The sequence below is a fragment of the Nostoc sp. GT001 genome, assembly GCF_030382115.1.
GTDB lineage: Bacteria > Cyanobacteriota > Cyanobacteriia > Cyanobacteriales > Nostocaceae > Nostoc.
This window is the reverse complement of record NZ_JAUDRJ010000003.1, coordinates 661,209-673,545: the sequence shown is the minus strand read 5'-3', so window position 1 is coordinate 673,545 and position 12,337 is coordinate 661,209. Positions and strand designations below refer to the sequence as shown.

At 39.7% G+C, this 12,337-nt stretch carries 7 protein-coding genes, 1 pseudogene and 1 CRISPR repeat array; of the genes and pseudogenes, 4 read left to right on the top strand and 4 right to left on the bottom strand.

Features of this window, described 5'->3' with window-relative positions:
- Positions 1 to 258: 258 nt before the first annotated feature.
- The gene (locus QUD05_RS05775; protein ID WP_289795250.1) at positions 259 to 2,205 is read left to right on the top strand and encodes a DUF1565 domain-containing protein; all 1,947 of its coding nucleotides are present in this window, start codon (positions 259 to 261) and stop codon (positions 2,203 to 2,205) included.
- Between the two features lie 188 nt (positions 2,206 to 2,393).
- Here the strand turns inward: QUD05_RS05775 and QUD05_RS05770 are convergent, their stop codons facing one another.
- The 3 genes from QUD05_RS05770 to QUD05_RS05760 all read right to left on the bottom strand — a co-directional run bounded on the left by QUD05_RS05770 (position 2,394) and on the right by QUD05_RS05760 (position 5,567).
- Positions 2,394 to 3,164: a hypothetical protein gene (locus tag QUD05_RS05770; protein WP_289795249.1), complete on the bottom strand. Its 771-nt coding sequence runs from the start codon at positions 3,162 to 3,164 to the stop codon at positions 2,394 to 2,396.
- A gap of 498 nt (positions 3,165 to 3,662) precedes the next feature.
- Positions 3,663 to 3,917, bottom strand: coding sequence for a hypothetical protein (locus QUD05_RS05765; protein WP_289795248.1), 255 nt, complete (start codon positions 3,915 to 3,917; stop codon positions 3,663 to 3,665).
- Positions 3,918 to 4,337: 420 nt separating this feature from the next.
- A complete protein-coding gene (locus QUD05_RS05760) occupies positions 4,338 to 5,567 on the bottom strand; it encodes a TetR family transcriptional regulator (protein WP_289795247.1) in 1,230 nt (409 codons plus the stop codon).
- Positions 5,568 to 5,740: 173 nt separating this feature from the next.
- On the opposite strand from QUD05_RS05760, the gene QUD05_RS05755 reads away from it, so the two are divergent.
- From QUD05_RS05755 to dusB, 3 genes and pseudogenes are all read left to right on the top strand, one after another.
- Complete coding sequence (locus QUD05_RS05755) at positions 5,741 to 6,598, top strand: acyl-CoA desaturase (protein WP_289795246.1); 858 nt, start codon at positions 5,741 to 5,743, stop codon at positions 6,596 to 6,598.
- A 121-nt stretch (positions 6,599 to 6,719) separates the two neighbouring features.
- Positions 6,720 to 7,559, top strand: a pseudogene (locus tag QUD05_RS05750) (Rpn family recombination-promoting nuclease/putative transposase).
- A gap of 180 nt (positions 7,560 to 7,739) precedes the next feature.
- Entirely contained in the window at positions 7,740 to 8,795 is a 1,056-nt protein-coding gene (gene dusB, locus QUD05_RS05745) for a tRNA dihydrouridine synthase DusB (protein WP_289795245.1), read from the top strand.
- Between the two features lie 59 nt (positions 8,796 to 8,854).
- A CRISPR array of direct repeats spans positions 8,855 to 10,617; the repeat unit is 37 nt; unit sequence GTTTCAATCCCTAATAGGGATTTTATTAAATTGCAAT.
- Positions 10,618 to 10,918: 301 nt separating this feature from the next.
- Here dusB and ald read toward each other — a convergent pair.
- On the bottom strand, positions 10,919 to 12,019 hold the full coding sequence (ald, locus tag QUD05_RS05740; protein ID WP_289795244.1) for an alanine dehydrogenase: 1,101 nt from the start codon (positions 12,017 to 12,019) through the stop codon (positions 10,919 to 10,921).
- Positions 12,020 to 12,337: the final 318 nt, after the last annotated feature.

Below are 12,337 nucleotides of genomic sequence, written 5' to 3'. Positions count from 1 at the left end.
ACGTCTCTACAAGGCTTCTGGATAACGCATATTTAATTTCACTCTTATATCTATTAGATAAATGATATAGGCATAATTCATGAATTGTGCCTAGAAATTATTTTGGGCAATGCATAATCAATTTCTGGAGATGTCTAATATCATTTATTACTATGTATTAAATATCGCCAATCGGTCAATATATGAGTAATATTATCGACATAATACTCTCTAGAGAGTATAAGAATCTATGATTACTTACAAGGAGTCGTGTTAGATATGATGCTCCCTCGTGTGTTTCCTGAGTACCGGAGAGTAGATGTTCTGTTTGCAAAGCTGAAGTTTCTGAAATCAGCAAGGCTTTTATTTTTTAGTTTTTCAGTATTATCTTTTACTGTAAGTATGGGGGCGGCAAGTATAACGTTTCTGGGTACAAGCCTGGATAGTGCGTTAGCGTTCGCGGAGCGTTCCGTAGGAAAGCCCACCGTTCGCGCAGCCTCTCGTAGAGAAGGTATCGCTCAGATTCCATCGACACCAGATTCAGCGCCTCTGAATGAGAAAACACCTTCTCAGGCTAATGTGTTATTTGTCAATCCTAGTGTTGGAGATGACAACGCAGGCAATGGCAGCGAATCCACTCCTGTACAGACGATTACCCAAGCGCTGCGATTAGCTAACGCCAATACTCTAATTATGCTTTCCACAAGCACTTATAGCGCCGAGACAGGAGAGGAATTTCCCTTAATACTGAAACCGGGTATTTCAATTCAAGGCAACCCCAGCAATCAAGGTAAAGACATTATTATTCAAGGAGGCGGTGATTACCTGAGTCGGAGCTTTTTAGGTCAAAATGTCACAATTGTAGGGGCAAATCAAGCCTTGCTTACTGGAGTGACGGTGACGAACCCTAATCCTCGTGGTTACGGTTTATGGATTGAATCTAGCAATCCGGTAGTCGCAGAAAATACTTTTACTGGTAGTACCCAAGATGGCATTTCTGTCAGTGGTAATGCTGCACCCACCATTAGTAAGAATTACTTCGATCGCAATGGAGCCAATGGCATCACAATTGCCGGTAATTCCAGTCCCCAAGTCAAAGAGAATGTCTTTCACCAAACGGGTTTTGGGATTAATATTGCCCAAAATGCTGCTCCTATACTTATAGGTAATCAAATTCAGAACAATAGATCGGGAATTATCGTACAAGCAAATGCCCGCCCGATTTTGCGGAATAATTCTATTCAAGATAATAAAGAAGATGGTTTAGTTGCGATCGCTCAAGCAATGCCAGATTTGGGTAGTGCATCCGAACCTGGGGGTAATACATTTCAAAATAATGCCCGCCACGACATTAACGCCAGCGCTGCTAAACAGGTGATTTCTGCTGCTGGTAACAACCTTGTGAGCGATCGCATCACTGGCAATGTAGATATTAATGGTACAACAGCACTAGCAACCCAAAATTCTCAACCCGCTCCCAACAACGTATTACGAGAAATACCACCAACTGGGGAAATCACCTTCTCATCTCCCGAAGTCTCTGAAACTACTAACGGGCAAACCAGCAACAGCATTTCAGCAAATAATCCTGTTTCTACACAATTAAATAGTCAACAGCTGTCATTAATGCCTGCCAATAATGTGCCGCCTTCCCCGCCTATATCCAAACAACCACCTACTTCTAGAGTCGCCGGATTTCCTACTCCTAGCAGCTTGTCAGGTAGACAAATACCAATTAATGCACAGCCACCTGATACACCACAGTTAAATTACGTGCGGATCGATCCTAATACCATTGAGTTTACTGCCCCTGAGTCCCCATCCAATTCAGTTGTACAGCCACCAGTTTCAAGTATGAGGAATCAAACACAGCAGCCATTACCAATACTAGAAACTGCTGCTCCTAGTGCTTCAGAACTTTTACCACTTCCCAATCCCAATATCCCCATTGTTAATACTGGCAATCTGCAAACAAGTTCTGCAAGTATTCCTTATAGTGGTAACTCTGCAACACAATCTGGTGTGCGGTATCGCTTAGTAGTGCAACTTGCAACTGATAAGGATCGAGATTTAGTGCGATCGCTTGCTCCTGGTGCGTTTCCCACAGTTTGGCAAGGTCAAAGAGTTATGCAAGCAGGAGTATTTAGTAGTGAATATAATGCTAAAGAAATGCTCAAAACACTTTCTAGTAAAGGTTTAAGAGTCATTATGGAGCCATTGAATTGATTAATAATGTTGGCTTACCTTCTACTTAATATGTGGTTAATGAAAACTGCATATATCGTTTTAATTCAAATCTGTTGTTAAGGAGATATCTGTAAACTACCCGCTTAATCCTGGCTCTAATAGACATCTCCGAAAAAGAATCTCAAGCCCTTATCCTATCTAGGTGAAAACTTAATTTCTGGAGATGTCTAATTTATTTTAGAATAATCATTACCTAAAACAATGACTATATCTGCTGTAGATTTATTGATTTGTATACGCCCATCACCATTAGGCAAATCTGGATATTTAACAGGATTTTTCAATTGATGCTCATAATCAATAACATCCTGAGATCCTGGCATCCAGCTTGCAATAGATAAAGCAGCATTAATACTTCGTTTTTTTAAGAAATAGATTCTGGTTTTAGACATTTTCCATCCGATTGAAGAAGAGTTAGGAACAACACAAATCTCAGTAAATCTTTTCAATAATGCTTTTTTAAAATCGTCATCTGCTTTCGGGGAAGCAAAATTAGAAGCATTAATAATACTGAAGTTAAGTTCTTTAGTAAATTTATACTTTGTTTCTAGCTCCTCTAGCTTCGGAATTAATTGGTCTTGAACTTCTTGCTTTGAAGTTACTTGAGGTGAGGGATTTACTGCTAAAGGTTGTTGAGTTGGAATATTTGGCCTTAATGTTTCTTTAGGTGAGGGCTTTGGATTAGTTTTTGATGGATCAGCCTTAGCGCTATCTTCTATTAATTTTTGAATTTCGCTTATTTTTATTTGAATATCAGTTACAGATTTGTTTATTCCATTAAACAAGACACTTGTCAAAAGTAACAATACTATGAACTGAATAGCTAAACTTCCCCAAGCACCTTTTTTAATATTAGATAATCCCCATTGAACATAAACTTGAAAGACATATTTACTAGCAGATACAACCTGAGAACTTGTAATATTAGCTCGAGACATAATAATGCAATCCTATTTAAGTTGTGGAAATTATCGCTTAGTGGTGAGATAGCCCTTACTTCTTTGCAAGGCTATGAGCGTCAGGGCTTGCTGTAGGCTAGCGCCAAGATGCTAAAAAATTTATCTCACTTTTATCAGTACATACTGAACTACAAACTGAAGTTATTGCTTTTCGGATTATTTGCCAAGTTTTTCTGCAAAATTGAGATTCTTCCAATCAAAGCAATAGAGATTCCATCAATCATTTAGGACTGCTTTTTAGGATTTTTATTTAATTTTTGAAATACGCGAAAAGTGGGTACTGCCTACCATATAAGAGCTTTGGAGAGCAATACCCACCCCAGAAAAATTAGGGGAAATTTAGCTAATTAACAATATTTTATATCTCTGAAAAGAGAAAATTAAGATGCCGATTTTGAATCTTTTTCAAAGTCTCACTTTATCAGCAAGGCAAAACAATTCTTGTTTGGAATCAAGCTAAGATTGCTATATATTGATTTATGGATTTTTTGATGGTGATGCTGAAGACGGAGATTCTATACCAGTTTGAGGGTTTTGCCCATTATTGTTCTGACCAAAAACTAAAGCCCAAGCTAACCCACCTAAAGCTAAAACAAAGATTAATGGAATAACGAGCTTTCCTATTGAAACTTGAACTACTCCATCGCCATTGTTATTCACCTGGCTATTTGTAATATTAGAGTTTCCAAAAGAGCCACGATCGTTATTCTTCGGGGGTTTAGTTGAAGACATAGGATAAAATTATAAATTTGACTTTTTCAACTTAATCAAACCCCGTCTATTTTGAAATCTGGAGTTTTTAGGGAGAGTATGTTATTCAATAGTTGCTTGAATTCTAAGCTTTACCCTAATTCCAAAAGAAACTATATCTTTCAAGGTAGACGCGGCTTATATGAAATTTAAGTACTCATATATTTACCTAAATACATTTACAGTTAATTATATTTTTTTTGCAATCCCTCTTTAGAAGTATTTACTAAATTAAATTTATGCAGAGTTAATTCCATTGGGTTCAGCAAAAATCCTGTGACATTTGTAAATAAGCCATTGTGCGCCAGTATTTAAGACCAAAAATCAGGTGATAAAAAATTTCTCACTTCTTCTCAATCATAATATTGACGAAATCCTAACTGATAGAGGGAAATAGCATTCCTACCCTGGTTTATGATCCAAACGGGTGGCTTGCTCTAGGGCAGCTTTTTCTTTGGCTCGGCGGACATAGGGTTGTAACTGGGCGCGATCGCAAGCTGTAAAGATACTCAGGTTTTCCAAGGTAATCCCTCGCATTAACATTTCTACGCGCCAGGTTTGTTGTGCCTGGGCGATCGCTGGCGTTTGTCCTTGGGGAGTTAACAATCCTTCACTCCATGCTTGCCAACGTGTCTCAAGTTCTGATTCTGAGATGGGTGTACCTGTTTCATTCAGAAACATCGCTGTTTGAGTATCTTTACGACTTTTCAGCCATTTGATTAGGGGATTATTGGTAAAAGAACCGTAGCGTTTGCCCAAAATCCATTGATTCACAGGCACTTGACGGACAAATCCGGGAATTGTGATTTGCAGGAAGTGCCCTTGAGTATCGTAGATTTGGTGCGATCGCTCCAAGCTAATTATTTCTGTGGCAGATAATCCAGCCCCAAATAACACATAAGCCAAAGCATAATCTCGTACTCCAAATTTCCTGGCTTGTTGCAGAATTTCGTGAACTAAACTAGCTGGTAAATCAGCGACTTCTGTGGTGGTGAACCCTCCTTGTAAGGAGTTTGTTGCTAATTCTGCTGAAGATGACATGGCTCCATGTAAAAACAACTCCACCAAATTTTCCAGAAAATCATCCCGATCCTCCCAAAGTTCGTGAAATTCGCTAGTGAACTCAATTACGGCATATCCCAAGATCATCCCATTCAGCAAACTGGCTAATTTTTCTGCTGGTAAGTAGGTATTTAAGTGTCCTTGCTGGATTACAGTAGCTAAATACTGAGCTACATAACGGTTTGCCTCTGTTACTCCCCTGCCTAGTGCGCGGCGATTTTCTGCCGGGAATTGGTCGGCTTCACCTACCACAGATCGGACAAACTCTGGCACTCGTTCTAATGTATGTAAAGTGTCACTTGCATAATCTTTAAGAGCTTGGTAAACATTGCCGGGAGGTGTTGCCCGTCGCACCAGCGACTCACCTAAATCCTTGAAGGCTGCGGACTCTTCCAACACAGCCAAAAGCAGCCCATGTTTATTGCCAAAATTCCGAAATAGAGTCACTTCGTTGACTTCGGCTTTTTCAGCAATTTGGCGGGTTGTGGTAGCGCTAACTCCCTGAGCCGAAAACAACTCAAGTGCAGCTTGAATCAGGCGTTGACGAGTGGAAATCAGTTGAGATGACATAGAAAAATGCAAGTGGCACTTGCAGGGGGTATCAGAGTTCTGCTAGCATAACAAATGTAAGTGATACTTGCTTTACTCTACTGTAACTAACTAGTGAGAGGGTGGATAAATCCTTAGTGGGATTATGCCCAATAAAAAGTAAATCACTGCATCATCCATCAACAGGAATTTTTATGACCGCAAATTTTGGGGCGTTCGCTCCTGAGAGAGGCAAGTCACCTCAACTCAGTTGGACAAATGTAGTATTTTTTGCTACATTTCATGCTTTAGCACTTCTGGCTCCTTGGTTTTTCTCCTGGCCAGCATTAGGTTTGCTAGTGTTTCTCCACTGGTTATTCGGGAGTATTGGTATTTGCCTGGGATATCATCGACTACTGAGCCATAAAAGTTTTCAGGTTCCTAAGTGGTTAGAGTATGCGATCGCCCTCATTGGAGCGCTGGCTTTGCAGGGGGGGCCAATTTTTTGGGTAGGTGGACACCGCCAGCATCACGCCCACACAGAAGATATCAATTTAGATCCCTATTCTGCTCAAAGAGGATTTTGGTGGAGCCATATATTGTGGATTTTTTACCCACGTCCAGAATTTTTTGACTATGACACCTATAAAAAATATGCCCCTGATTTAGCCAGACAACCCTTTTATTGTTGGCTAGATCGCTACTTCTTGCTATTGCAAATACCCTTCGCACTGCTCCTATATGCATTAGGAGGATGGCCTTTTGTATTCTACGGAGTGTTTCTCAGATGTGTCTTACTTTGGCATTCAACCTGGTTTGTGAACTCAGCATCACACCTGTGGGGTTATCGCACCTTTGATGCCAATGATGGCGCTCGTAATCTTTGGTGGGTATCCATCGTCACTTATGGAGAAGGCTGGCACAACAACCATCATACTTATCCCCACATGGCGAAATCTGGGTTGTCTTGGTGGGAAATTGATGTTACTTGGTGGAGTATCTTAGTGTTGCAGACTTTGGGTTTAGCTAAAAAAGTTGTCTCGCGTCCTCCTCAAGGTGCAACTCACGGCTAAATTGCAACTAAATTATCATCAATTTGTTATGCCGATTGCTTCTCGCAATCGGCTTACTAATTTTTATCAGTAGTATTTCACGGTAAAATCTAACTGATTAAATCACCGCAATACATCAAGTGTGAAAACTTACAGCATTTTTTATCGTCTTTTTCAAGAACTTCCTGGCATTTTTTTTAAATTAATTGGCAATCCACCCCAAACGGCAGAGACTTATCAATTCTCCTCAATTGAAATCAAGCAAACGCTTATTTTCAGAAATTTTTGGCGTTGCTGAATTAAGGGATGATTCTTGTGGGGTGGGCATCCTGCCCGCCCCGAAATACAAGGGACGCTCATGTTGCCTATCCCACAAAAATAGTAAAATCATTCCGCAAATATGCAACCCCAAATTTCTTTATACTTACGCCAAAATAAACCGAAAAATTCTTGGCGAGGAGTAGTTATCTATCCCAATCGCAGTTTAGATACAGCAGATATCAAGAATTACAGTGAATTTTTCGCTAGCCAGCGCATCAGTCGCATTTATCTTAATGAATTAGGTGAAACTGCATCATTGCCAGTTGGAATTGCTACGATGAAATTAGTCGTCGATGAAGAGGAGACAACTATTATCGCTGCTAGGCAGTTAATAGAGAGAACCCAGCAAGAAATCAATATCGAACCACAACGGCGGCAGTTACTAGAATTGATAGAGACAATATTAGTCTATAAGTTTCCGATGATGAGTCGAGAGGAGATTGAAGGTATGTTTGGGTTAAGTGATTTGAAACAAACACGAGTTTATCAAGAAGGTAAACAGGAAGGCAAGCAAGAAGGAGCGCGTGAAGAAAAGTTTAGAATGATACCTTTGTTGTTGAGATTGGGATTGAGTTTTGAAGAAACTGCGAAAGAGTTAGGTTTGAGCCTAGAAGAGATTCGACAAGAAATGCAAAAACAGCCTCCAAGTCAGGATACGTAATCTACAATTACAGCAGAATTCTGAATTCAGAAGTCAGAAGTCAGAAGTAAAACAGGCTTTATACCTGGCTTTGAGACTTAGCTTGTGTACCTAACTAACTTAAATTTTACTGTATCCTTTATCACGGATTTATCTACATATTTTTACTATTTCTCATTCCCATAATTTTTAATTTTTTCTATGATTTCCATCTCTCCTATTCTTCAAGCTAGACTCTCCCAACCCTTAAAGATTGGCTCCTTTGAGGTAAAAAGTCGGGTTCTCCAGTCGCCTCTATCTGGAGTGACAGATATGGTGTTTCGCCGTCTCGTGCGTCGCTATGCGCCAGATTCGATGATGTATACCGAAATGGTTAATGCTACGGGGTTGCATTATGTCAAGCAGTTACCCAAAATCATGGAGGTAGATCCAAATGAACGCCCAATTAGCATTCAACTATTTGATTGCCGTCCAGATTTCCTGGCAGAAGCAGCTATAAAGGCAGTTGCCGAAGGTGCTGATACTGTTGATATTAATATGGGTTGTCCGGTTAATAAAATCACTAAAAATGGTGGTGGTTCTTCGTTGTTGCGACAACCAGAAGTAGCAGAAGCAATTGTGCGGGAAGTGGTAAAAGCTGTTGATGTTCCTGTGACAGTAAAAACTCGTATTGGCTGGAATGACAACGAAATTACTATTCTCGACTTTGCCAAGCGGATGGAAGATGCTGGGGCAAAAATGATTACGGTACATGGACGCACCCGCGCCCAAGGGTACAATGGTAATGCCCGTTGGGAATGGATTACCCGTGTAAAAGAAGTGCTTTCTATCCCAGTGATTGGGAACGGAGATATTTTTTCCGTTGAAGCGGCAGTTAAATGTTTAGAGCAAACTGGCGCTGATGGCGTCATGTGTTCCCGTGGGACTTTGGGTTATCCGTTTTTGGTGGGAGAAATCGATCATTTTCTGAAAACAGGGGAGATATTACCATCACCAACCCCAATTCAGCGTTTGGAATGTGCAAGAGATCATTTACAAGCCTTGTGGGAATATAAAGGCGATCGCGGTGTACGTCAAGCCCGTAAGCACATGACTTGGTATGCTAAGGGTTTTGTTGGTGCTGCCGAACTCCGAGGACAGCTAAGTTTAGTTGAAAGAGTAGATCAGGGTTTGGCAATGATTGACCAAGCAATTGAAAAATTGGCTAATGGTTATGAACTAGAGGAAGAAGCAGAAGGTAGTTTGGTAATGCTTTAATAAGTTGATTTTAACCTAGCTTGGGGTGATATTGCTGGTTGCAAAAAGTGATGCGATCGCTTGAATACCACAATAGGGATTTTATTAAATTGCAATGATTGCATCAACACGCCGATTAGGGCAAGTTGATAGTTTCAATCCCTAATAGGGATTTTATTAAATTGCAATCAATCTCCATACCCCTTTAGAGAATACGAATTAGGCGTTTCAATCCCTAATAGGGATTTTATTAAATTGCAATCATTCACCTTTCCTAAAGGAGGAAAGCAACTAAGTTTCAATCCCTAATAGGGATTTTATTAAATTGCAATTTGTTTTGCCCAAGGTGGCTGTTGCCTGCTATAAGTTTCAATCCCTAATAGGGATTTTATTAAATTGCAATAAAAGATTCTTAGATTTGTTACTATATATAAGTAGTTTCAATCCCTAATAGGGATTTTATTAAATTGCAATGCCGGGCTTGGGCGGCTGGTAGTTATCAAGGTGTTTCAATCCCTAATAGGGATTTTATTAAATTGCAATGAGAGGATAGAGATTTTTACCTTGACGATGACCAAGTTTCAATCCCTAATAGGGATTTTATTAAATTGCAATCTCTGTTGCTCCGGCAAGCGCTTGCTCGTTAATTGTTTCAATCCCTAATAGGGATTTTATTAAATTGCAATGGAGGGATAATTTATTTAGTTAATTTAAGTGAATTTTGTTTCAATCCCTAATAGGGATTTTATTAAATTGCAATTCCAAAAATATCGAAGGGGAATTTATTTGAGAAGTTTCAATCCCTAATAGGGATTTTATTAAATTGCAATAAATCTGGCCAGTCTGACTAGTAATTGCCTTATCCGTTTCAATCCCTAATAGGGATTTTATTAAATTGCAATCACTGATATAAGTGCAATGGTAACGTCTCTAGGGTTTCAATCCCTAATAGGGATTTTATTAAATTGCAATATCGTTTGAAGTTTACTAAGCGGTCTTTACTCTCGTTTCAATCCCTAATAGGGATTTTATTAAATTGCAATTTAATGCTCTCATTACGTCCAGCTTTCAATGCTTTGTTTCAATCCCTAATAGGGATTTTATTAAATTGCAATCTACGTTAACTTGAGAATCAAAGATTGCCAGGGAGTTTCAATCCCTAATAGGGATTTTATTAAATTGCAATATGCGGTCGAAGCAGATTAGCTCCATAGTTACAGCGTTTCAATCCCTAATAGGGATTTTATTAAATTGCAATTCAGGGGGGGCAATACCAGAAAGGAAAAGAGCTTCTAGGTTTCAATCCCTAATAGGGATTTTATTAAATTGCAATGGTAGTGGTAAGCGTGTAAGGATTCCTACTAAATTGTTTCAATCCCTAATAGGGATTTTATTAAATTGCAATTACTGTTTAGCATCCCGTTCTGCTTGACTTCGCTGTTTCAATCCCTAATAGGGATTTTATTAAATTGCAATTGTTCAGGAACTTGTAGTACGATGCTGGGTGAATGGTTTCAATCCCTAATAGGGATTTTATTAAATTGCAATCTGATTCTTGATAGCGCTTGTCTACTTGCGTTCTCCTCAGCGTTTCAATCCCTAATAGGGATTTTATTAAATTGCAATTTCACGTATCACAAAGTCTGTATCACGTTGTAAAAGTTTCAATCCCTAATAGGGATTTTATTAAATTGCAATACTCCTTTATTTACAAGAGGATCAGCTAATGACTGTTTCAATCCCTAATAGGGATTTTATTAAATTGCAATATATGGCACAAATTATCGTATCCGATGCACTCGAATTGTTTCAATCCCTAATAGGGATTTTATTAAATTGCAATCGCTGCCTTCTGAAAGCGCTGCTGTATTTGGTTTTCAAGGTTCAGTTGCGCGAATGAGCAAATCATAACACAGGGAATAGTGATATCACAAGATGCAAATCGCTGAAACCCAATCCCCATAAGGTGCGCGGATGGTTTGAAAGTACCATTGCCCTCAAAGTCTTGTATAGATGGAGCGTAGAGCCTTTTTCGCTCCTTCTCATTTTGTACATCTACCCATCCGCGCATTTGGTAAGAAAATTAGTCTGATTGGCGATCGCTACCTCTATTAAAATAAGCGATCGCCTAATCCTTGAACATCTTAATTTACCAAATCAGGGAACACTTCTTGCACAGCAGGATGCACTAAGCGATGATTCTGCACATTCACACCCTTAGCTAATGCTGGGTTAACCTCCAGTGCCAAAATTCCCAAATTTGCCAACTGGACGACATAAGGTAATGTACTATTATTAAGTGCCTGAGTTGCTGTCCAAGGTACTGCTCCTGGCATATTAGGAACGCCATAATGCACCACACCTTCTTCAATGTATACCGGATTTGTATGGGATGTTGGGTGTAAAGTTTCTATGCAACCGCCTTGGTCAACGGCTACATCAACTATTACCGAACCAGGACGCATTTGTTTAACCAATTCGCGAGATACTAATATTGGCGCTCTACGTCCTAACACTAAAACTGCACCGATGAGCAAATCGGCTTCAAGGACTGCGGCTTCAATATGAGCAGAGTTGCTGTAAAGTAATTCAACTCTAGAACCTCTAGAACCAAAAAGGGTTTCTAAGTAAGATAAACGCTCGACACTCACATCTAAAATCTGGACGATCGCACCCATCCCTACGGCAATTTTAGCTGCTTCTGTGCCGACAACGCCGCCACCTAAAATTACTACTTTACCTGGTTTGACTCCAGGGACACCGCCCAAAAGAACTCCTCTACCACCTTGCTGACGTTCTAAGAACCTGGCCCCAAATTGTACTGCAAGCCGACCAGCAATTACGCTCATGGGGGTGAGCAAGGGTAATCTATTTGCCCCAGGTTGTTCTACAGTTTCGTAAGCGATCGCAGTTGTGCCACAATCAATTAAATGCTCTGTCAACTTGCGATCGGCTGCTAAATGTAAATAAGTAAATAATACCTGCCCTTTTTGCAAAAATTTATACTCAGATGTCAGCGGTTCTTTGACTTTAACAACCAATTCCCGATTCCAAGCTTTTTCTGATGTGGAGACAATTTCGGCTCCAGCAGTTTTGTAGTCGTCATCGGAGAATCCAGCACCATTACCTGCTTGTGTCTCGACGAAGATACTATGACCATTTTCTCGCAGCACCCGCACACTAGAAGGACTTAACCCTACCCGAAACTCTTGATCCTTATTTTCCTTGGGAACGCCGATTTCCATATATCGCCTCTGATAATTTTTTTGTTTAACTGTAGCCTTCCAATCTCAAGCTTGCTACTTCCGTCTTGCTAGTTCCGTATTAGAGATAGCTGGATTAGAGATACNNNATCTCTGTTNNNACTTTCNNNATTCAATCTGAGTAGCCCNAAACTCTTACCCTTGACTATTGCCCCAGTATTTATACAATATATAAAGAATAGTAACAATTTATTAAAAAAGCGATTTATAGCTCTTGANNNGGAAGCTTTTGCTGAATTTCTCAAGTCATCTTGGCATTCCAGCATTGCAATCAGCTTTTAAGTTAACTTGACTTTTCAA